Source organism: Variovorax sp. PBL-E5 (assembly GCF_901827185.1).
Taxonomy (GTDB): Bacteria; Pseudomonadota; Gammaproteobacteria; order Burkholderiales; family Burkholderiaceae_C; genus Variovorax.
This window is the reverse complement of the sequence record NZ_LR594673.1, coordinates 29,601-50,300: the sequence shown is the minus strand read 5'-3', so window position 1 is coordinate 50,300 and position 20,700 is coordinate 29,601. Positions and strand designations below refer to the sequence as shown.

Here is a 20,700-nt window from a genome sequence, read left to right as displayed (position 1 = left end):
TCATTCGCCCTTCAGGCCGGTGCTCTCGACGACCTTGCGCAGCACGCTCCCGTCATGTTCCACGGTCTGACGAAACTCGGCCACGGACTTCGACGGTGCGGGTTCGTACCCGAGCTTGGCCAGGTTGGCGCGCACGGCGGGATCGGCCAGCGCCGCGCTGCTGGCGTCGAAGAGCTTCTGGACGATGTCCGCGCTCATGCCCGCGGGGCCCGCCAGGCCGAACCAGTAGCCGACGTTGAAGCCCGGCAAGCCCTGCTCGGCCAGGGTCGGGATGTCGGGCGCCAGGCCGGAGCGCTTGTCTGCGGTGATGCCGATCGCGCGCAGCTTGCCCTCCTGCACCATCGGCATCACCGAGCTGGGTACCGCGAAAGTCACCGGCACCTCGCCGCCGAGGACCGCCATCACCGCCGGCGCGCCACCCTTGTAGGGCACTTGATTGAGACGGACGCCGGTCAACCGGTTGAAGTCGGCCATGATCAGCGCGGGATAGATGCCCTGTGTCGAAGCGACGAACAGTTCGTTGTTGTTCTGCTTCACCTTGGCGATCAGTTCCGGAAGGCTGGTCACGCCGAAGTCCTTGTTGACGGCCATCACGAAGAACGTGCTGGCCCAGCGGCTGACCGGCGTGAAGTTCGTCTCGTCGTACTTGACGTTGGGACGGTAGAGCGCCTTGTCGCCGCCGAACACCGAGTCGGGCGCCAGCACCAGGGTGTAGCCATCCGGCGCCGCGGCGGCGACATAGGCAGGCGCGATCGTCGTTCCGGCGCCCGGACGGTTCTCGACCAGTACCGGCTGCTTCAGCGTCCTGGACATGTGTTCCGCCATCAGGCGCGCGACGCCATCGCCGCCGCCGCCCGGCGCGAAACCGACCACGATCTTGATCGGACGGGTCGGGTAGGCAGACTGGGCGAGCGCGAGCGAAGCCGCAGCGGCGAGAAGCAGGCTCAATGCGGCCTTCATCGTCAGTTTCATTCGTGTCTCCATCAGTTGGCGATTGGCAGGGTTGTCCAGGCCATGCCGTCGATGTTGCGCGGCGCTGCGCGCCGCGTCTGTCGTGCGTAAGCAGGACAGCGCTGCGGCGCCGCGAGCGCGGCGCTGTCCTAGTTCGAGACGACAGCCGCGCCGCCCGACGGCGCCTATCGTGGACGCATGCAAAGAGACTTCCCATCCCGACCGAGGTCGCAAGCCGATGCCTGACGCATTCATCTTCGACGCCGTGCGCACGCCGCGCGGCTCCGGGCGCGCGAGCGGCTCGCTTCATACGCTGTCGCCGATCGACCTCGGGGCCAGCGTGCTGCGCGCCTTGCGAGAGCGCACCGGGTTCGACCGCGTCGCGGTCGAGGACGTGATCTTCGGCGTCGGCGACGCGGTGGAGGACCAGGGAGCGAACCTCGCGCGCTCGGCAGCGCTGCACGCGGGACTCGGCAACGACATCACCGGCAGCGTGATCAGCCGCTTCTGCGCTTCGGGTCTGGACGCGGTCAACCTCGCGGCAGCGAAAGTCGCAGCCGGCCAGGGAGAGGTCGTCATCGCGGGCGGCGTCGAGATGATGTCGCTCATTCCGATCGGCGGCACCGGCGGCCCCTGGGGCAGCGACGCCGACTTCAACACGCTGACCAACTTCACGCCGCTGGGCGTCGCGGCCGACCTGCTGGGCACGCTCGAGGGCCATACCCGCGAGCAGGTCGACGCCTTCGCGGTCGAGTCGCAGCTGCGCGCCGCCCGGGCCTGGCGCGAAGGGCGTTTCGCGCGCTCCATCGTTCCGGTGCGCGATTTCAACGGCGTGAGCTGCCTGGAACACGACGAACACATGCGGCCGACGAGCACGCTCGAAACCCTCGGCAAGCTCAAGCCGGCCTTCGCCGACATGGCCGTGAAGGGCGGCTTCGGTGAAACGGTCAAGCGGCGCTATCCCCAGGTCGATCGGCTCAACCACCTCCACACGGGCGGCAACTCCTCCGGCGTCGTCGACGGCGCCAGCGCCCTGTTGATCGGCTCCGCGAAGGCCGGCGAGATGCTGGGCCTGAAGCCGCGCGCGCGGATCACGGCCGCCGCCAACGCCGGCTGCGATCCCTGCCTGATGCTGGTCGCGCCGGCCGAAGCCGCGCGCCGTGCGGCGTCGCGGCGCGGCATGACACTCGGCGACATCGACCTGTTCGAAGTCAACGAAGCCTTCTCATCCGTCGTGCTGCGCTTCCTGAGCGACACCGGTGTGTCGCACGACAAGGTCAACGTCAACGGCGGCGCGATCGCGATGGGCCATCCGATCGGCGCGACGGGCGGCATGCTGGTCGGCACGCTGCTGGACGAGATGGAACGCGTCGGCGCGGCCACCGGGCTCGTGACGCTCTGCGTCGGACTCGGCATGGGCGTCGCCACACTGATCGAACGCGTCTGACGCCCCTGCGACACCCCTCATCATGATCCGACAACAAGACCTGGGCGATGGCGTCGCCGCCCTCCTTTATGCCTGCGACGGCGCGCTCAACACGCTCGGCGCGAGCCTCAACCGCGAACTCGGCGAGCGCATCGACGCGCTGCTGGCCGATGACGGCGTCAAGGGCATCGTGATCGGCTCCGACAAGCCCGACTTCATCGCCGGCGGCGACCTGAAGGAGCTGCGGGCCGCGCCCGACCCCGCGAGTGTCGTGGCCATCGTCGCGCCCTTCCTGGATGCCTTGCGCAAGATCGAGAAAGGCGGCAAGCCGGTGGTCGCGGCCCTTCCGGGCACGGCGCTCGGCGGCGGCCTCGAGCTCGCGCTGGCCTGCCACCAGCGGATCGCCGCGGACAACGCGTCCGCCCGCTTCGGCTTCCCGGAAGCCACGCTCGGGCTGATGCCCGGTGCCGGCGGCACGCAGCGGCTGCCGCGGTTGATCGGCATCGCGGCCGCCGCACCGATGCTGCTCGACGGCACGCGCCTGTCGCTCGCCGATGCGGTGGCGAGGAAGCTGATCGACCAGGTCGTGGCGCCGGCCGATCTGCTCGAGAGCGCCAAGCAATGGGCACTCGCCAATCCGGGCGCGACGCAGCCCTGGGACCGCAAGGGATTCGCCGCGCCGGGCTTCGCTGTCCAGTCGGCGACGGGCCGACAGTTCTTCGCCGGCGCCTGGGCGCGGGCGAGCCGCGGCGCGGGCGCCAGCAACCTGGCCGCGCGTGCCATTCTCGAATGCCTGCAGCAGGGCATGGGGCGCTCGCTGGACGCGGGTATCGTCATCGAGACGCGGCAGTTCGCGCGCCTTGCCGCGAGCAACGATGCCAAGAACAAGATCCGCACGCTGTTCAACGGCGTCAACCACGCGAAGTCGATGAAGATGCGCCCTTCCGGGCTGCCGCCTTCCACGCTGCGCCACCTCGCGGTGATCGGCGGCGGCGTGATGGGTCGCGGCATCGCGCACGTGGCCGCGCTCGCCGGCCTGCAGGTGACGCTGCTCGACATGAGCGACGAGGCGGCACGCAAGAGCCACGACGAGATCGCGCGCAATGCCACGCGGGAACACGAGAAGGGCCGGCTGCGCATGACCCCGCAGGCGCTGCTGTCGCGCATCGAGCCGACGGCCGACTACGCGCGCATCGCCCAGGCCGATTTTGTGGTCGAGGCGGTGTTCGAACGCGCGGAGGTGAAACAGGCCGTGCTCGAAAGGACGGCTGCCGTGGTCGGGCAGGACGTCCCGATCGCCAGCAACACCTCGACGATGCCGATCACCGGCCTCGCCGCTTACGCGACGATGCCCGCGCGTGTCATCGGCCTGCATTTCTTTTCTCCCGTGGATCGCATGCCGCTGGTCGAGGTGATTCGCGCGCGGCAGACCAGCGACGCGACGCTGGCGCGCGCACTGGATTTCATGAAGCAGCTCGGCAAGACGCCGGTCGTCGTCAACGACGGACTGGGCTTCTTCACCAGCCGCATCGTCACGACCTATTCCAGCGAGACGCTGAACCTGATCGGCGAAGGCGTGCCGCCGCAACTGATCGACAACGCCGCCGTCAACGCGGGCTTCGCCATCGGCGGCGCCGCGCTGGCGGAGCTGACGACGATGCCGCTGCTCGCGGACATCCTCAAATCGATGCGTGGCGACGGCCAGCGCATCGCCAACGCCGGCAACCGCGCCGAGCCCACGGTGGCGGCGCTGCTCACGCTGGGCCGCATCGGCAAGGCGGCTGGCAAGGGCCTCTACGACTACGGCCCCGAGGGCCGCGCCGTGTGGCCCGGGCTGGCGCTCGCGTTCCCGCCGGCGGGCGATCCGCTCGACGAGGAAACCGTGCGCCAGCGCCTGTTCGCGGTCCAGTCGCTGGAGGCCGTGCGCGCGCTCGACGACGGCATCCTGGACCAGGCGCTCGACGGCGACGTGGCGGCGGTCCTCGGCTGGGGCTATCCCGCGCATCTCGGTGGGGTCTTCGGCTACATCGACCGCGTCGGCCTGCCCGCGTTCATCGCGCAATGCGAGTCGCTGGCCGCGCGCTTCGGTGCGCGCTTCGATCCGCCCCGGCGCCTGCGCGACATGGCCGCGGCCGGACAGACTTTTTATCCAGACGAGGCAACACGATGAAGGCAATGGTGATGGAGTCGCTTGGGAGCGCGAACCTCCGGCTGAAGGAAGTTCCAGATCCCAAACCCGGGCCCGGCCAGGTGCTGGTGCGCCTGCGCGCGGCATCGCTGAATTTCCGCGATCTGCTGGCGCTCGAGGGCGGCTACGGCTCGCGCCAGAAAAGCGCCCATCTCATTCCCCTGTCGGATGGCGCGGGCGAGGTCGTCGAGGTCGGCGCCGGCGTCAGGGCATGGAAGGCCGGCGACCGCGTCGTCGGCTGCTTCTTTCCGGACTGGCTCAGCGGCCCGCCCAACGAAGCCATGATGGCGCGCGATCTGGGCGGGATGGAGGACGGGGTCGCGTGCGAGCTGCGCGTTTTCAGGGCCGAGGGCCTGGTGGCGATGCCGAAGTCGCTCAGCTTCGTCGAGGCGGCGGCCTTCCCCTGCGCCGGCGTCACCGCCTGGAATGCGGTGCGCGCCGATGCCGGCATCGGGCCTGGGCAGGTGGTGCTGACCCAGGGCTGCGGCGGCGTGGCCTTGTTCGCGCTGCAGATCGCCAGGGCGGCCGGCGCTCACGTCATCGCGCTGTCCTCCAGCGAGCAGAAGATGGCGCGCCTGCGCCAGCTGGGCGCGCAGGACACGCTCAACTACAAGGAAGATCCCGACTGGGGCAAGACGGCGCGCAAGCTCGCCGGTCAGCGCGGCGTCGATCTGGTGGTCGAGACCGGCGGCGCGCAGACGCTGAAACAGTCGATCCGCGCCACCCGCATGGGCGGCACGATCGCCATGATCGGCATGGTGAGCGGCCCCACGGCCGAGCTGAACCTGCCGCTGGTCGCCATGAGCAGCCTGAGGATTCACGGCGTGGCGGTCGGCCATCGCGACCATCTCGCGCAATCGCTCGCCGCCTTCGAAACCAACGGCATCAAGCCCGTCATCGATTCGACCTATCCGCTCGAAGCGCTGGCCGAGGCCGTCGCACAAGTGAAGAGCGGCAAGCAGTTCGGCAAGGTCTGTATCGAGATCGCCTGATGGAAGCTTCCCCGGTCTCCAACGGCCAGCCGTATGGCCTCGCGCTGCAGGTGGTGGATGCGATGGCGACCCTCACGCTCGATCGTCCGGCGGTGCTGAATGCGCTGGACGGCGCGCTCATCGATTCGCTGATGGTCGCGCTCGACACCGTCCGCCGCGACGACGACATCCGCGTGCTGATCCTCACCGGCAAGGGCCGTGCCTTCTGCGCCGGCGCCGACCTGCGCGACCCGATGATGGGACTCGATCTGCCCGCCGCGGAGCGCGGCCGCCGCTTCATGGCTTCGAGCGACCGCGGCATCAATGCGCTGGCGCGTGCACTCGATACGCTGGGCAAGCCCAGGGTGGCGGCGGTCAATGGCGCGGCCGTGGGTGGCGGCATGGCGCTGGCCCTGTGCGCCGACATCGTGCTGATGGCGCGCTCGGCCTATTTCCAGATGCCCTTCACCTCCCAGCTCGGGCTGGTGCCGGACATGGGCGCCAGCTGGCACTTGATGCGCCGGGCCGGGCCGACACGCGCGATCGCGGCGGCGATGCTGGGCGAACGCATCGCCGGCCCGCAGGCTGCCGAATGGGGCCTGGTCTGGCAGTGCGTCGAGGACGGTGAATTGCTTGCAGCCGCGGAGGCGGTGGCGCGCAAACTCGGCGCGGGTGCGCCACGCGCCTTGAAGGCCCTTCCCGCGATGATGTGGCGTGCCTTCGACCATGGGCTGGACGCTCAGCTCGAGGTCGAGCGCGAGCTGCAGGCCAGGCAGGTGCAGACCGACGACTTCATGGAAGGGGTCAAGGCCTTCCAGGAAAAGCGCAAGCCTCGCTTCACGGGGCAGTGAATCCGGAGCAGACAGAATGAACGAGAGACTGACGCAAACACTGCGCCGCGCCGCGCAGGTGAACCCCCGCTCGGCGGCCACGGTCTGTGCCGGGCGCACACGGACCTGGGACGAGGTCGAGGAGCGCGTCGCCCGCGCCGCCGCCGGGCTGCGCGCGCTGGGGATCGCGCAGGGCGACCGCGTGGCCTTGCTGGCGCTCAACAGCGACCGGTATCTCGAAAGCTACTACGCCGTGCCATGGATGGGTGGCGTGCTCGTTCCGCTCAACACCCGGCTCGCCGCCTCGGACCTGCACTACATGGTCAACGATGCGGACGCCAAGGTCATCTGCCTCGACGAGAGCTTCCTTCACCTGCTGCCGCAGTTGCGCGAGGCCTGTCCGGGATTGCAGCACGTGGTCTACCTGGGCGACGACGCCGCGGCCGGCCAGGGCCTGTGGCACTGGGACGAGATGGTGGCTGCGCATCCACGCCTGCCCGACGCCGGAAGCAACGGCACCGACCTCGCCGGCATCTTCTACACGGGAGGCAGCACGGGCAAGCCCAAAGGCGTGATGCTCAGCCACGGCAACCTGGTGAGCAACGCGGTGAACGGCTGCTACATGATCGGCTACGACGCCGCGAGCGTGTTCCTGCATGCAGCGCCGATGTGCCACCTCACGGACGGCATGTCGACGGTGGCCGTCACGATGGCGGCGGGCACGCACGTCTTCATCCCCAAGTTCGACGCCGCGCAGGTGCTGGACATGGTGTCGCGGCACAAGGTGACGAACGTCACGCTCGTCCCGACGATGATCGCGATGATCCTCGAGGTGCCGGGCATCGAGCGCATGGCGCTCTCGAGCCTGCGCCAGTTCATGTTCGGTTCGGCACCGATGCCGGAGGCGACCCTGAAGCGGGCCGTCGAGGTGTGGCCCGACATGCTCTTCCTTCACGGGTGGGGCATGACGGAGCTCTCGCCGATCGGCACGATGCTGCCGATGTCCATGCGCAAGCCCGCCGTCGCGGGCGACCGCCTGAAGTCCTGCGGGCAGCCGATGCCCAACATCGATCTGCGCGTGGTCGACCCGGACGGCAACACGGTGGCTGCGGGCGTCACCGGCGAAATCGTCGTGCGCGGTCCCACCGTCATGCAGGGTTACTGGAACAAGCCCCAGGAGACCGCAGCGGCCGTCGTGGACGGCTGGTTCCACACCGGCGATGCGGCGCTCATGGACCAGGACGGGTACGTCTACATCGTCGATCGCCTGAAGGACATGATCATCAGCGGCGGCGAGAACATCTATTCCACCGAAGTCGAGAACGCCATCTCGCTGATGCCCGGCGTGGCGGAGGCGGCGGTGATCGGCATCCCGGACGCCAAGTGGGGCGAGCGGGTCCATGCCGTCGTGGTGCCGCGCGAGGGCGCGCAGCTCACGCAGGAGGCGGTCACCGCCTGGACGCGCGAGCGCATCGCCGGCTACAAGTGCCCGCGCTCGGTGACGATCCGCACCGAACGCCTGCCGCTGTCCGGCGCCGGCAAGGTGCTGAAGAAGGAGTTGCGCGACCCGTACTGGGCCGGACACGGCAAGAAGCTGTGAACGCGCCGCGCTTCAACCCCGATCAGCGCTTGGTCCAGCGCTTCCTGCGCGATCCCGGCGCGCCGCTGGCCATCGACTCCAATCCGCTCGCCGCCGACCTCGGTGCCGTGCTGCGCGGTGCCGATGTGCAGCAGCGCACGCTCGTGCTCGAGTTCGCGCCGCCGGCGCGCTACCTGCAGGGCGACGGCGTGATCCAGGGCGGCATCGTGGCGACGATGCTCGACTTCGCGCTGGCCTTCGTGGTGCTCGCCGCCCTGGCGCCCGGCGACTCGGCCGCCACCGTCTCGCTCAACCTGCAGTTCGAGCGCGCGGTGCTGCAGGGCGCGGTGCGCGTGAGCGCGAAGCTCGACCGGCTCGGCGGGCGCGTTGCCTTCGCTTCCGCGACCCTGGCATCGCCCGACGGCAAGGACACGCTGGCCCGCGCGAGCGCGGTGATGGCCGTGAGCCGAACCGCGGCCGCCGCTGCGCCACGCCCGGCGTGAGCGCGCGCAACGAGCGGCTCGGCCCGGTGCAAGGCGGCGGGGCGCCTAAGCCAGGACGCGCTGCAGGAATCCCATCAGCTGCGCGCGTTCCTCCTGCGACAGCGGCTCGAGCACGCGCGCTTCATGCTCGCGCACCTTCTGGGCATAGACGGCGAGCTTGCGCTGCCCCAGTTCGGTCAGGGCGATGGCGCCGATGCGCTTGTCGCTCGGGATCGGATGGCACTCGATCAAGCCCAGCTGCACCAGCAGGTTGACCACCTTGAGCGCCGCCGGCCGCGCGATGTTCAGCGCCCGCGCGATGTCGACCTGCCGCACACCCGGGTTGGCGCCGATGATCGAGAGCGCCGTGAAGCGCGCCGGCGTGATCTCTTCATGCACCAGGGTGTCGAGGAAGCTGCGGTAGATCCGGTTGTCCAGTCGCCGCACCATGTAGCCGACGTACTCTTCCATCTGCGTCATGCACAGTTTGGAAGGGGCGATGTAGTCATCAAGGCTGATCACGCCGCCATGGCCGATCCGGGACGCGGCGGGCGCGGCGCCCTCCTTCGGATCCTGCTCTTCGGCTCGGGCGGCTTTGGACTTGGCCATCGGGTTGAAGCTCTTTCCTTGACTCAGGCCGCATGAAGGAGGGCCGTTCCTGCGCGCCCGGATTCCTGCGTCGCGGGCGCTTGCGACTGCGCGAGCGCGTGGCGGCGCAGGACCGCGGCGAACAGTTCGCGCCGCGAGGCCACGCCCAGTTTCTCATAGGCCCGCATGCGGTAGGTGGCCACCGTCGTCGGCCGCAGCTTGAGGTCTTCGGCAATGCGGTTGACCGTGACGCCGTCGAGGATGCGCATCAGGACTTCGCGTTCGCGTTCGGTGAGGCTGGGACACAGCTCGCCGATGTCGCCGGTGACGGTATCGCGAAAGCCCGTTTCGCCGTCGATGTCGCTGGCGTAGTGCCGCGCGACGCAGCCCGCGATCACCGGCGCGAGTCCGACCAGCGAGTCGACCTCCTGCGCGGAGAAGCTGGGCTGCCCGGCAATGCGGTAGATGTGGACCGACAGCCAGCTGTCGGTGGCGCAGCGCATCAACACGGTGAGCCGCTCCCGGATGCCGAGCGCAGTGAAGCATGCCTCGCGGTATTCGGGCGCTTCGATGTCCTCGCAGCGTTCCCGGCACACCACGACCTCGCCCTTTGCGATGCCGGCCGGCCGGCGCGAAGCCATCTGGTGCATCGCGTCCGCGCGATAGTGGTCGCGAAGGTAGGCCGTCGCGCTCTTGATCGCGACCCAGGGGCCGCCCTCTCCGGCACCCGACAGCAAGCGGGGGTTGCGTGACGCTTCGTGCGCAAAGATGGCGCAGTGCTGGCTCGGGAGGGCCGACTGCACCGTGTGCAGGATGGCGGACGCGAGCGCCGTGCGGTCCTGGCTGGCGATGGCGCCCACCAGCTGCGCCACGCTCGAAGCCTGCACGCAAGCGCTGCTGGCTGCTGGGTTGACGGGCCAAGTCTGCATGGAAAGGTCTCCTGAAGCGACGAAGGAATGAGCCTGGGTCAGGTTGTTAACCTGATTAACATTCTACGTATTTCGCTCGCGCGACCGCTAGGGTTTGTGCGTATGAATCGCCCCGGGCGCGTGGGTGGGCGATCCGCCGAGCGGCGGGGATCGCGTGGTTCAGGAAGGGAGGAGCGGTTTGCGGCTCAGTGCGCGCCACCGGCCCACCGCCGGGGTGGACGCAATGCCGATTTGGCCTTGGCGCTGGCGCGTGCGCTGCAGCGCCAGCGGGGGATCTACGCGAAAGTCAGGAGGCGCCCGACTACGCAACTTTCCAGAACCGGAAGATGGAGTGATCCGCCTGGCGGTTTCCGGTGCCAATGAACACGGTCCTGTTCATCCAGTCGTGCTTGCCTTCGGGCGCCTCGAAGGTCGGGCAAAGGCGCATGTAGTACTCGTGGGGCTCGACAGGATCCAGCCGCTCCATGCGGGCAGTCACCTCCGGCGATGCATAGCGAAAGCCTCGGTTCTTCACCAGGATCTGCGTTCCATCGTCGGCCTGCAGCATGTAGAACGCCGTGAATTCGACGGCCCCGTTGGGCCAGTAGGCCGGCCAGTCGCCGCCGCTGTGCGGCACCACGATCCCATTCAGTTTCGGACCGGCGACGTCGCCGCCGACGACGCCCGTGTACCCACGGGTGAAGCCGCTCGAAACGGTTCCGATCTTCACCCGGTTCGAGAACTTCACGCGGAAGGCAAAGGCAAATTCAAGACCTGGAGGGTCCTGCGGCTCAGGATCAAACTTCATCGACGCACCTTTCTAGAAGAGGATGGTGAGCATAGGGCGGCACCACCGCGCGGCGCTGTCGTTGTCTAGTACGACGTACTCGCATTCATCACGATTCCAGAATGGCGGCTGTCCATGCAAAGCAACTCTTGGAGACCCGGATGAAACGAATTCCTGCAGCCTTGCTCGCGGCGATCGCGATCGCCAGTGCGTCGATGGCGCATGCAGCGAGCGCCTTCCCAGACCGCCCCGTGCGCATCATCGTGGGCTTTCCTCCCGGCGGTGGCTCCGACGGCATCGCGCGCATCCTGGCCGAACACATGGGGCGTACGCTCAAGCAGGCCGTCATCGTCGAGAACAAGCCTGGCGCGAATTCCACGCTCGGCGCCGCCTACGTGGCCTCGGCCCGACCGGATGGCTACACACTGCTGTTCGGGGCCGAATCCGTCCTCGGCGCCGACAAGGTGGCCTATGCGCCGACGGTCTCCTACGGTGAGACCAGCTTTACGCCCATCAACCGGATCGCAAGCAGCTTCTTCGTCCTTGCAACCAAGAAGGACTCCGAGCTTCGCACCTTTGCGGACGTCGCTGCAAAAGCCAGGCAGTCGACGACGCCGATGTTCATTGCTTCCCCTGGCGGGACGTATCCCGAGATCGTCACCGCGGATCTGAAAAGACTCTCAGGCCTCAACCTGGACGAGGTCCTGTACAAGGGCGGCAGCCCGGCGGTGATGGCTGTCCTCGGCGGTGATGCACCGCTGACCTTCATGGGGCCCGGGGCTGTCCTGCCGATGGCGCGCGAAGGGAAGCTCAATGCGGTGGCGATCACGCTCGACCACCGGTCCCAACTCATGCCGGAAGTGCCCACCTTGGCCGAGTCCGGCGTGAAAGGCTTCGCGATGAGTTACTGGTATGGCCTGATGGGGCCCAAAGGCCTGCCAGATGACGTGGTACGCACTCTGTTCAACGCCACGTCGCAAGCGCTTGGGGACCCCGCAGTGCAAGGCAGGATCGCGGAGCTGGGCTACGAAACCATGCCGATGCGATCGCCCCAGGAGTTCCAGGCCCTGGCCCTGAAGGATGGCGCCGCGCTGCGCGCCCGCGTCGAAGCGCTCCCGGTTCGTGAGGCCGCCCGCTGAGCGGACAGGGCGGCGATGAATTTATTTCGATGGAATGATAGAAAGACGCCGGACTGCATCGGACTCGACGACCCGCCGGAGACAAGACCACCATGCCTGCCGAGACGCCCTCTCTCGCCGCGCCGCCCGTGCCCGTGCGCGGCCTTCATCATTTCGCCTGGCGCTGCCGCGACAGCGAGGAGACCCGCCGCTTCTACGAGGACCTGCTGGGCCTGCCGCTGACCCACGTGATCCAGGCCGATCACGTTCCGAGCACCGGTGAATACTGCCCCTACGTCCACATCTTCTTCCAGCTGGGCGATGGTTCGTCGATCGCCTTCTTCGATCTCGGCGACGACACCGCGGCACTACCCTCCCCCAACACGCCGGCCTGGGTCAACCACCTGGCACTGCGCGTCGATTCGGTGTCCGCGCTGCTGGCAGCCAAGGCCCGGCTCGAAGCGGCCGGGGTCGAGGTGCTGGGCCCGACCGACCATCACATCATCCAGTCGATCTATTTCTTCGACCCGAACGGCATCCGGCTCGAACTGACCACGCCCACCGTGCCCCAGGCCGAGATGGACGAACACGCACGCCAGGCCCGCGCGCTGCTGGATGCCTGGACCGCACGCAAGGGCGCACGGCGCAACGCGGCCCATGGCTGAGCTGCAACTCGCCGTCATCGACGTCCAGCCGGGCGCCGCCTTGGAAAGCCAGTCGGGTCTGCAGATGCTGCGGCCGCGCATCTATGGCGCCTGGCGCGCGCCGGCCGGGCCGAAGAAGGTCGCGGCCATCGTGATGCATCCGACCAGCAACTTCATGGGCCACTACCTGATCGGGCCGCTGGCCGACCGGGGCATCGCCTGCATGGGGCTCAACTCGCGCTACATGGGCAACGACACCTTGCTGCTGATGGAGCGTGCCATCCAGGACCTCGGCGCGGGCGTGCAGTTCCTGCGCGCCGCGGGCTACGAGCGGGTGCTGCTGATCGGCAACTCCGGCGGTGCCGCGCTCGCGAGCTTCTACCAGGCGCAGGCCGAGCAGCTCACGGCCCACCGCTTTCCCGACGGCGACGAGACCCACCTGCATCCGCACGACCTGCCGCCCGTGGACGGCATCGCGCTCTGCGCTGCCCACCCGGGTCGCTCGAAGCTGCTGCGCGACTGGATCGATCCCTCGGTGACGGACGAGCACGATCCGCTCTCGGTCGACCCGGCGCTCGACATGTACGACGCACGCCATGCACTGCCGTACGACGCCGAATTCCTGGCGCGCTTCAGCGCCGCCCAGGCCGCGCGGCTCGAGCGCATCGAGCGCTGGGTGATCGAGCGGCTGCGGCTGCTGCGCAGCACGACCGGCGCGCCGCGCGACCAGGCCTTCATCGTCTACCGCACCCATGCCGATCCGCGCTGCGTGGATCTCTCGATCGACAGCAACGATCGCCTGCCCGGCAGTGTCTGGGGCGATGCGCGCCAGGTGAACTATGCGGCCAATGCGATGGGCCGCACCACCTCGCTGACCGCCTTCCTCTCGCAGTGGTCCTCGCGCTCGCAGGCCGATGGGCCCTCGAACCTGGCCCGCACCCGCGTGCCGGCGCTGCTGCTGACCTACACCGGCGACGCGTCGACTTTTCCGAGCACCCGCGATGCATGGATGGCCGCCGGCGGCGCGCGCATCCGCAACGTGGACATCGACGGCGGCAATCACTATCTCGCGGGCCAGCCGCAGCTGGTGCAATTCGCTGCCGACGCGATCGCCGGATGGGCAGAGGCGCTGTGAACACCGGCACCACGCAGGCGGAAGGCTTTGTCTTCGCGCCGCCCTACGAACTGCCGAGCTGGCCCTTCGTGGCGCCGCCCGAGCTGGAGGCACGCACGTCCATCGTGCGGCATCCGATCGTCATCGTGGGCGCCGGGCCGGCCGGCCTGACCCTGGCCTGCGATCTGGCGCGACGCGGCGTGCGCGCGCTGCTGCTGGACGAGGACGACACGGTCGGCGTGCGCGGCGCTTCGTCGCGCGGCATCTGCTATGCGCAGAAGACACTGGAGATCTTCGCGCGCCTGGGCATCTGCGAGCGGGTGGCCGGCAAGGGCATCACCTGGTCCTTCGGCCGCACCTTCTCGGGCGAGCAAGAGGTCTACCAATTCAACCTGAAGACCGACAGCGTCTCGGAGCAGCCGCCCTTCATCAATCTGCAGCAGTTCTACGTCGAATGGTTCCTGGTCGACCGCATCCTCGAACTGGGCCTCACCGACCTGCGCTGGAAAAACCGCGTGACCCGAGTGACACCGCTGGCCGACGGTGCGCGCATCGAGGTGGAGACGCCGGCCGGCAACTACACGATCGAGGCCGACCACCTGGTGGACGCCACCGGCGCCCACAGCCCGATCCGCGAACAGCTCGGCCTCGATGCCCATCCCTCGCGCAGCACGGACCGCTGGTGCATCAGCGACGTGCGCTTCAAGAAGCCATTGCCGACCGAACGCTGGACCTGGGTCGACGCGCCCTTCAACGAAGGCCGCGCAGTGTGGCAGCACCTGATGGGCGACGGCGTCTGGCGCATCGACTACCAGATGCCCGAGGACTGCGACACCGCGCACATCAGCAAGCCCGAGGTGGCCGGCGCGCGGCTGCGCGAACAACTCGGGCCGGGGGTGGAGTTCGAGTTCGTCTGGATCGGCCCTTACGGCTATCGCGATCACCTGCTCGACCACTTCCGCCATGGCCGGATCCTGTTCATCGGCGACTCGGCCCACGTCGTGAGCCCCTTCGGTGCGCGCGGCGGCAACAGCGGCATCCAGGACGCGGCCAACCTGGGCTGGAAGCTGGCACTGATCGCACAGGGCCGCGCCGCGGATGCGCTGCTCGACAGCTACGACGCCGAGCGCCGGCCGGCGGCGGTGGAGAACCTGCGCGTCAGCAGCCGTTCGGCGCGCTTCCTGGCGCCGCGCTCGCCGGCCGAGCGCACCTTGCGCCGCGCGGTGCTCGCGCTGGCATCGCAGCACGCCTTCGCGCGGGCGCTGGTCAACACCGGCCGCATGTCGATGGCCAACGACTACCCGGCCACGGCGCAGTTGCCCGGCGGCGCGCGCTCGGTGCAGAACCTGCGGCTGCGCCACGCCGACGGCACGCCGACCACGCTGATGGACCTGCTCGGCAACGATTCATGCTGCCTCGGCCTGTGGTTCGCACCCGACCTGGCCCGGGCGCAGGCGGCGCTCGACGCAACGGCCGCGCTGCCGCTGCGCCTGGTGGCGATCGGCGGCACGAGCGGACTGCCCACGCTGCTGCCGGACGAGGCATTGGCACGCCAGCTGGGAGACCCGGCGCCCGGCAGCCTCTGCATGGTGCGTCCGGACGCCTATCGAGCGGCCATGATCGACGCGCCCACGGCGGCTTCCATCACGGCCGCATTGCAGACCTTGCTGGCACAGGACTGGAAGACAAACACCCGATGAACACCGAACTCCGGATCCCGGATCCCGACGGCTTCTATGCCGCGCTGGTCGAGGCCCACGAGGGTTTGACCGAGGCCGAGAGCGCCGATCTCAACGCGCGCCTGGTCCTGCTGCTGGCGAACCAGTGCGGCGACCAGGGGGTACTTCTCGAATGCATCGCGGCGGCGCAGCCCCTCAGCGAGTGCTCTCCGCCGCGCCGGAGACCTTGACGACCGCAGCCCACTTCGTGGCTTCGGATTGGAGGAATCCCGGCAGACGGGCGCGCGGCATGTCCATGGGAACCAGTCCGAGCTCCAGCAGCCGCTGACGAACGTCCGGCATCTTCATGACGTCCTCGACCGCCGCGATGAGCTTGCTGGAGATCGTCTCCGGAAGTCCCTTTGGAGCGATCAGAAGGATCCATCCTTGCAAGTCGAAGTCCTTGACACCCAGCTCTTTGAGAGTCGGCACACTCTCCATGGAAGGAATACGAGTGCCCGAGGTGACGGCCAACGCCCTGACGCGACCGCCGGCGATGGCACCTTGGACCACGGGAACGTTGTCGGAGATGAAATCGATTTGACCACCAATGAGGCTGGTCAAGGCCTGAGTTCCACCCTGGAAGGGAATGTGCTCCGCGTTGATGCGGGTCTCGTTGACCAACTGTGCAATGACGAGATGCGGCGTGGTCCCATTCCCAGGCGAGCCGTAGTTCAGCTTGACGTCCGGCCGGCGTCCGTAGGCAAGAAATTCCTGGAAACTGGCGATCGGAAGGTCCTTTCGGACGACGAGCACCTGAGGCGCCCAGGCGACGGCGCCGACGACCATGAAATCCCTCGCCGTGTCGTAAGGCAATGAGTCTGGCCTCAGCGCTCTTGCGATCGCCAGCGGTCCGGTCGAGCCCATGGCCAAGGTATATCCGTCAGGGGCAGCTTTGGCGGCCTGGCCGGTCCCGACGGTCCCCCCCGCGCCGACCCGGTTCTCCACGACGATGGGCTGGCCGAGGCGCACCGATAGCTTCTGGCCCAGCAGCCGCATCGACACGTCCGAAGAGTTGCCCGAAGGGAACGGCACCAGGATCCTGATCGGCTTGTCGGGCCACTCGGCTCTGGCCGCCACCGAGAGAGTGAGCAACACCACTGCGGCCAGGCCGATCACGATTTTCTTCATGGGAATCTTTCAGAATGGGGTTTGCGCAGGGGAAACCGCTACGCAAGAAAAAAGATCAGCTGTCTTCTGTTCATCGCGCGCCAGGAACAGCCTCAATCGATCGCATCCCGTTTTACGAACTTCGTGGCACCAGACAGATCGCCCAGGCGGGTTCCCTCGTGGATGCGGCGCACGTTCTCCATGCCGCGCTGCTGCTTGGCAAGGGCGTATTCGGCTACTTCGTCGACCTCGTCCGGCGACAGCACGAGCACCCCGTTTTCGTCGGCCAGGATGATGTCACCGGGGTTCACGACCGCTCCGCCACATGACACAGGCATGTTCAACATGCCACCCAGGTCGTAGATGCGCGTGGTGATGGGTGTGATTCCTCGGCACCAAACCGGGAATTGCAGCTCTGCAATCTCCAGCGGGTCGGTACACATCCCATCGACAATGGCAGCCGTGGCCCCGGACGCATGCGCCGCATTCGTGACGCCGCCACCCCAGCATGCGTGCTTGCGATCGCCCAGGCGATCGATGACCACGATGTGCCCCGGTCGCAACAGGCCGAGGGTGTGGTGCAACAACGTGGAATCCTGCGCCGGCAATGCCAGGGTCACCGCGACACCGACTACTCGGCGCGTGTGGCGCAGCGCTTGGATCTCCGGATCCATGAACCCCCATTGCCGAATGTGCCCGACCGTAGCGGTTTCCACTTCCGATAGCCTCTGTTTCACGGAGTCCGAAATGGGCGAAGGCATCGCCCCAATGCGAAACTTTTTCATCTCAGAGAACCTTGTGTTGCGCTAGAGGGATCTGTTTGCGTGTCTTGGCTATCAAACCTCGATCAAGTCTGGCGGATACGATTCCGACCTGATCGGATGCGCGCGCGATCACGTGCCCCCACGGGTCACAGAAGAGAGAGTGGCCGTATGTATATCGAGTCTCACCGTCTTGTTCTAGCGCGCCTATCTGCGCCGCGGCAAGGAAATAGCACTGCGTCTCGATGGCCCTTGCTCGACACAGCACCTCCCAGTGGTCTTTGCCGGTCTGCAGGGTGAAGGCGGCGGGCAGCACGATCACGTCCGCGCCATCGCGCATCAGCTTCTGGAACAGCTCCGGAAATCGGAGGTCGTAGCAGATGGCCAATCCCATGCGAAACCCGTGGATGTCGATCACGCAGGTTTCCGATCCTGCCAGGACGGAGTCGGACTCCCCGTAGCGCAATCCATCGGGCGTGTGGATGTCGAACAGATGAATCTTGCGATAGCGCCCGATCTCCTCGCCTTCGGGGTTGAAGACCACGGTCGTGTTGTAGACGCGGCCCAGCCCGGCGGCAGTCTCGTAGAAGCTGCCGCTGTGGACATGGATCTGGCAGTCGCGCGCCAGTCGCTGGCACATGTCGTAGGCCGGCCCGCCTCGTACATCTTCTCCGGCCGCGACTTTCTCGGCGACGCTACCGCCGGCCCAGTCGAAGTGTTCCGGGAACACCACCAGCTCCGCGCCGTCGATCTCGACCGCCTTGCGGGCCAGCCGATGGGCGTCTGCGACATTGCGCGCCTTGTCGGCGACGGAGTTCATCTGGATCAGGGAGACTTTCATGCTTGCTCTGGGTTGTCCGACGCATCCATGGGCCAGGCGTCGGAAGGATCGGATGCCTCGCAGAATTGCGCGGCGGCTTGGCGGGCGAGTGCCGCGATGGCGCGGGGGAGATCGTTGTCTCCATCGCGCAGGAACAGTGCGGCGTAGCCGACGTCGGGGTAGGGCTGCGTGGTCGGGACCAGCACCAGGTCCCCGCGGTTCAGGTCGCCGCGCGCCGCCACCTTGGGCACGGCCGCGATTCCGATGCAGGACTTCGCCATCTGCAGGTTGCTTGGCAGCCCGTTCCCGGCGTGGAGAACGAGCTCGCGCCCGATGCCGGAGAAGTACGCGTCTATCCGCATTTGCGATTCGGTCCCTGCCGGGTAGCCGATGATGGGATACGCAGCAAGCTGATCAGGGGTCAGTGGCCTGTGGGTGTCGATGCCGAGCTGCTCGCTCGCGACCCAACCCATGGCGACCTTGCAAAGCGGCACCACATCGAAGTGCGGGTCGTCAGGCCAACTCGACGTGAGCAGCAGGTCGAGCCGGCCGCTGCGAAAGTCCTTCAGGAGTCGCTCCGGGAGGTCCGTGCTGATGACGAGGGAAACGTGCGGGTACTCCTCGCGCAGCGTCTTGCCCAGGATGGAGAAGACCGTGGGTATGAGGGTGCTGACCGAGCCGATCCGAAGCGTGCCGCGTACCCGGCCCGGGTCGAGCATGACCCGCCGCAGCCGCTGGTAGGCATCCACGATCTTGCTTGCCTCCTCGATGAAGCGCAGTCCGTCGTCCGTCGGCTCGAAGCCCTGCGCCGAGCGGGTGAAGAGGCTGACGCCCAGGTCCTGCTCGATCGAGGCGATGCGGCTGGAGATGGCCGTGTGGGTGATGCAGAGACGATCGGCAGTGGCCTTGATCGTTCGCAGCTGCGCGAGCCACAGCACGGTCTCGAGGAAGCGGATGTTCACGCGAATTCTTCCAGCTTGAGCCGCACCGGCGTGCGCGCCATCAACGGCGTTTCGCCTTCCAGCGTGGTTCTGTACATCGTGCGCACATACCGTTCATCGTCGAAGCCGGTCGCGCAATGCTGCGTACAGCGGTTGTCCCAGAGGATCGCATCGCCCTTCTGCCACTTCTGGGTGTAGATGAACTTCGGCTGCTTGGCAAAGTCCTGCAGATATCGGATCAACGCGCGGCCTTCTTCGACAGGCAGACCTTCGATATCGCAGGCCCAGCGACCGATGTACAGGGCCGTCCGACCGGAATACGGATGCGCCCGGGCGAGAGGGTGAAACACGTCCGGCCGCTCCAACTTCTGCTCAGGCGTGAGCGGATCCATGTGGGGGTAGTGCACTGGATGCAGATCGATGCGGCTGTAGCGTGCGCGCCGGCCCGCGATCAGGCTTTTCACTTGCGAAGGCAGCGCCTCGTACGCCGCGTACATGTCGACGAAGAGCGTGTCGCCCTTCTCGGGCGGGACCTGGGCGGCGTAGAGCATGGAGCCCGCGTTGGGGATGGCCTTGTCCTCGCCATCGGTGTGGAAGCCCTCCCCGGCGCGTCGCAGGCCGACTTCCCCGGCAGACTTGCCCACCGGCTCGTCAGGGTTGCGCTTGCTGGCGTTGGACACCACGAAGACCTCGGGGTACCCCTCGAGGTTGAACTTGAGCGGGGTCATGATGTGCAGCTTGCCGAGCCGGCGGCTGAACCGCGTGTGTTCATCGGGGGTGACTTCGAGCCGCCGGAAGCGAAGGATCGAGTGCAGGTGCCAGGCCCTCCGGACCTGGGCGATCTCGTCGTCGTCGAGCTGGAGATGCGGGTCGACGCCCAGGACATCGGCGCCGAAGCCGTTCGAGAATGGTGCGATCTTCAAGTGAACTCCTGGCGATGTGATGGAGTTCATTGTGTGCAGCTGCGTCGCGCATCGCCAGCGCATTTTTCTTTCGCACGCAGAAGCTTTTACTTGCACCGCCTCGCGCGGCGTTCGCTCTGGCCAGGACTGCAGCCTGAGCCTCGGCGAGGCCGCACGCCGTTCCATCTGGTGCTCGCCGGGCGCGCTGCCGTACAGTTGCCGGATGGTCGCACCACCAGCCTCGGCGCAGGCGATTTCCTGATGCTGCCGCGCGGCAGCGCGCACCTCGTGCGCAGCGTTGGCACGAACGCTCCTGCCAGGCCAATGCGAATGAAGATGGACGGCATGCTGCCGGTAAGGCACAACACGGAAGGGGACGTCGAGCTGGTGCGCTCCGAGGCGTTCCATGGGCAGCCCGGTGCACTGGCCATCGTCACCGCGCTCAGCCAAGCCCTGTTCATCCTAGTCCTGCGTGCGCACGCGCAGCGTGAAGGCATGCCGGCGTCGCTGCTCGTGCTGCTCGTGCTGCTCGGCGATCCGCGTCTCAGTCGCGTGGTGCTGGCCATGCTGCAGCATCCTGAACGGCCGTGGCCCGTCGCCAACCTGGCTGATCAGGCCATGATGTCGCGCGCCACCTTCGCGCGTCACTTTGCGTCGCGTGGTGCGACATCGCCGCTGGAACTGCTGACGCTGTTGCGCATGCAGGTAGCACGCGATCTGCTGGCACGGGGCCAGATGTCGACGGCGGACGTGGCTGAGCGGGTCGGCTATGCGTCCGAGTCCGCCTTCGGCAAGGCATTCGCGCAGCGTATGGGCGTCACTCCCGCTGCCTTCCGTCGGCAGTCACGACGGCCCGGCTGAT

At 67.6% G+C, this 20,700-nt stretch carries 21 protein-coding genes; 12 read left to right on the top strand and 9 right to left on the bottom strand.

The annotated features are described in order from the left end of the window. Window positions 1–972 (bottom strand): Bug family tripartite tricarboxylate transporter substrate binding protein, encoded by a 972-nt coding sequence (locus WDLP6_RS32110; protein WP_162595340.1) that lies wholly within the window; start codon window positions 970–972, stop codon window positions 1–3. A gap of 217 nt (window positions 973–1,189) precedes the next feature. Between WDLP6_RS32110 and WDLP6_RS32105 the strand changes: the two genes are divergently transcribed. The 6 genes from WDLP6_RS32105 to WDLP6_RS32080 are packed head-to-tail and all read left to right on the top strand — an operon-like array spanning window position 1,190 to window position 8,448. Further along, complete coding sequence (locus WDLP6_RS32105) at window positions 1,190–2,398, top strand: acetyl-CoA C-acetyltransferase (RefSeq protein ID WP_162595339.1); 1,209 nt, start codon at window positions 1,190–1,192, stop codon at window positions 2,396–2,398. Window positions 2,399–2,420: 22 nt separating this feature from the next. Further along, the gene (locus WDLP6_RS35420) at window positions 2,421–4,547 is read left to right on the top strand and encodes a 3-hydroxyacyl-CoA dehydrogenase NAD-binding domain-containing protein (RefSeq protein WP_162595338.1); all 2,127 of its coding nucleotides are present in this window, start codon (window positions 2,421–2,423) and stop codon (window positions 4,545–4,547) included. Then, window positions 4,544–5,557: a zinc-dependent alcohol dehydrogenase family protein gene (locus tag WDLP6_RS32095; RefSeq protein ID WP_162595337.1), complete on the top strand. Its 1,014-nt coding sequence runs from the start codon at window positions 4,544–4,546 to the stop codon at window positions 5,555–5,557. Before WDLP6_RS35420 ends, WDLP6_RS32095 begins: the two co-directional genes overlap by 4 nt. Continuing rightward, complete coding sequence (locus WDLP6_RS32090) at window positions 5,557–6,387, top strand: enoyl-CoA hydratase/isomerase family protein (RefSeq protein ID WP_162595336.1); 831 nt, start codon at window positions 5,557–5,559, stop codon at window positions 6,385–6,387. Before WDLP6_RS32095 ends, WDLP6_RS32090 begins: the two co-directional genes overlap by 1 nt. Before the next feature lie 16 nt (window positions 6,388–6,403). Then, a complete protein-coding gene (locus WDLP6_RS32085; protein WP_162595335.1) occupies window positions 6,404–7,966 on the top strand; it encodes a long-chain-fatty-acid--CoA ligase in 1,563 nt (520 codons plus the stop codon). Then, window positions 7,963–8,448: a PaaI family thioesterase gene (locus WDLP6_RS32080; RefSeq protein ID WP_162595334.1), complete on the top strand. Its 486-nt coding sequence runs from the start codon at window positions 7,963–7,965 to the stop codon at window positions 8,446–8,448. The genes WDLP6_RS32085 and WDLP6_RS32080 overlap by 4 nt, the downstream gene beginning before the upstream one ends. Before the next feature lie 45 nt (window positions 8,449–8,493). Here WDLP6_RS32080 and WDLP6_RS32075 read toward each other — a convergent pair whose 3' ends face one another. From WDLP6_RS32075 to WDLP6_RS32065, 3 genes are all read right to left on the bottom strand, one after another. After that, window positions 8,494–9,036, bottom strand: coding sequence for a MarR family winged helix-turn-helix transcriptional regulator (locus tag WDLP6_RS32075; RefSeq protein WP_162595333.1), 543 nt, complete (start codon window positions 9,034–9,036; stop codon window positions 8,494–8,496). Window positions 9,037–9,059: 23 nt separating this feature from the next. Further along, the gene (locus WDLP6_RS32070) at window positions 9,060–9,944 is read right to left on the bottom strand and encodes a helix-turn-helix transcriptional regulator (RefSeq protein WP_162595332.1); all 885 of its coding nucleotides are present in this window, start codon (window positions 9,942–9,944) and stop codon (window positions 9,060–9,062) included. A 301-nt stretch (window positions 9,945–10,245) separates the two neighbouring features. Next, window positions 10,246–10,731, bottom strand: coding sequence for a DUF3237 family protein (locus tag WDLP6_RS32065; RefSeq protein ID WP_162595331.1), 486 nt, complete (start codon window positions 10,729–10,731; stop codon window positions 10,246–10,248). Window positions 10,732–10,871: 140 nt separating this feature from the next. On the opposite strand from WDLP6_RS32065, the gene WDLP6_RS32060 reads away from it, so the two are divergent. The 5 genes from WDLP6_RS32060 to WDLP6_RS32040 all read left to right on the top strand — a co-directional run bounded on the left by WDLP6_RS32060 (window position 10,872) and on the right by WDLP6_RS32040 (window position 15,495). Continuing rightward, the gene (locus WDLP6_RS32060; protein WP_162595330.1) at window positions 10,872–11,849 is read left to right on the top strand and encodes a tripartite tricarboxylate transporter substrate binding protein; all 978 of its coding nucleotides are present in this window, start codon (window positions 10,872–10,874) and stop codon (window positions 11,847–11,849) included. A gap of 92 nt (window positions 11,850–11,941) precedes the next feature. Beyond that, window positions 11,942–12,493: a VOC family protein gene (locus WDLP6_RS32055; protein WP_162595329.1), complete on the top strand. Its 552-nt coding sequence runs from the start codon at window positions 11,942–11,944 to the stop codon at window positions 12,491–12,493. Continuing rightward, complete coding sequence (locus tag WDLP6_RS32050) at window positions 12,486–13,607, top strand: alpha/beta hydrolase family protein (RefSeq protein ID WP_162595328.1); 1,122 nt, start codon at window positions 12,486–12,488, stop codon at window positions 13,605–13,607. Before WDLP6_RS32055 ends, WDLP6_RS32050 begins: the two co-directional genes overlap by 8 nt. Continuing rightward, complete coding sequence (locus WDLP6_RS32045) at window positions 13,589–15,286, top strand: FAD-dependent oxidoreductase (protein WP_162595327.1); 1,698 nt, start codon at window positions 13,589–13,591, stop codon at window positions 15,284–15,286. The genes WDLP6_RS32050 and WDLP6_RS32045 overlap by 19 nt, the downstream gene beginning before the upstream one ends. After that, window positions 15,283–15,495 (top strand): DUF2783 domain-containing protein, encoded by a 213-nt coding sequence (locus tag WDLP6_RS32040; RefSeq protein WP_162572110.1) that lies wholly within the window; start codon window positions 15,283–15,285, stop codon window positions 15,493–15,495. The genes WDLP6_RS32045 and WDLP6_RS32040 overlap by 4 nt, the downstream gene beginning before the upstream one ends. Here WDLP6_RS32040 and WDLP6_RS32035 read toward each other — a convergent pair. The 5 genes from WDLP6_RS32035 to WDLP6_RS32015 all read right to left on the bottom strand — a co-directional run bounded on the left by WDLP6_RS32035 (window position 15,461) and on the right by WDLP6_RS32015 (window position 20,123). Then, window positions 15,461–16,435, bottom strand: a complete 975-nt coding sequence (locus tag WDLP6_RS32035) for a Bug family tripartite tricarboxylate transporter substrate binding protein (protein ID WP_162595326.1) — start codon at window positions 16,433–16,435, stop codon at window positions 15,461–15,463. The genes WDLP6_RS32040 and WDLP6_RS32035 overlap by 35 nt on opposite strands. Before the next feature lie 92 nt (window positions 16,436–16,527). Next, window positions 16,528–17,199 (bottom strand): RraA family protein, encoded by a 672-nt coding sequence (locus WDLP6_RS32030; RefSeq protein WP_162595325.1) that lies wholly within the window; start codon window positions 17,197–17,199, stop codon window positions 16,528–16,530. Window position 17,200: 1 nt separating this feature from the next. After that, window positions 17,201–18,016, bottom strand: a complete 816-nt coding sequence (locus WDLP6_RS32025) for a carbon-nitrogen hydrolase family protein (RefSeq protein ID WP_162595324.1) — start codon at window positions 18,014–18,016, stop codon at window positions 17,201–17,203. Next, entirely contained in the window at window positions 18,013–18,957 is a 945-nt protein-coding gene (locus WDLP6_RS32020) for a LysR family transcriptional regulator (RefSeq protein WP_162595323.1), read from the bottom strand. Before WDLP6_RS32020 ends, WDLP6_RS32025 begins: the two co-directional genes overlap by 4 nt. Further along, complete coding sequence (locus WDLP6_RS32015; RefSeq protein WP_232077634.1) at window positions 18,954–20,123, bottom strand: TauD/TfdA dioxygenase family protein; 1,170 nt, start codon at window positions 20,121–20,123, stop codon at window positions 18,954–18,956. Before WDLP6_RS32015 ends, WDLP6_RS32020 begins: the two co-directional genes overlap by 4 nt. On the opposite strand from WDLP6_RS32015, the gene WDLP6_RS32010 reads away from it, so the two are divergent. Further along, window positions 20,028–20,699, top strand: coding sequence for a helix-turn-helix domain-containing protein (locus WDLP6_RS32010; protein ID WP_443083480.1), 672 nt, complete (start codon window positions 20,028–20,030; stop codon window positions 20,697–20,699). The two genes, WDLP6_RS32015 and WDLP6_RS32010, sit on opposite strands and share 96 nt — an antisense overlap. Window position 20,700 lies beyond the last annotated feature (1 nt).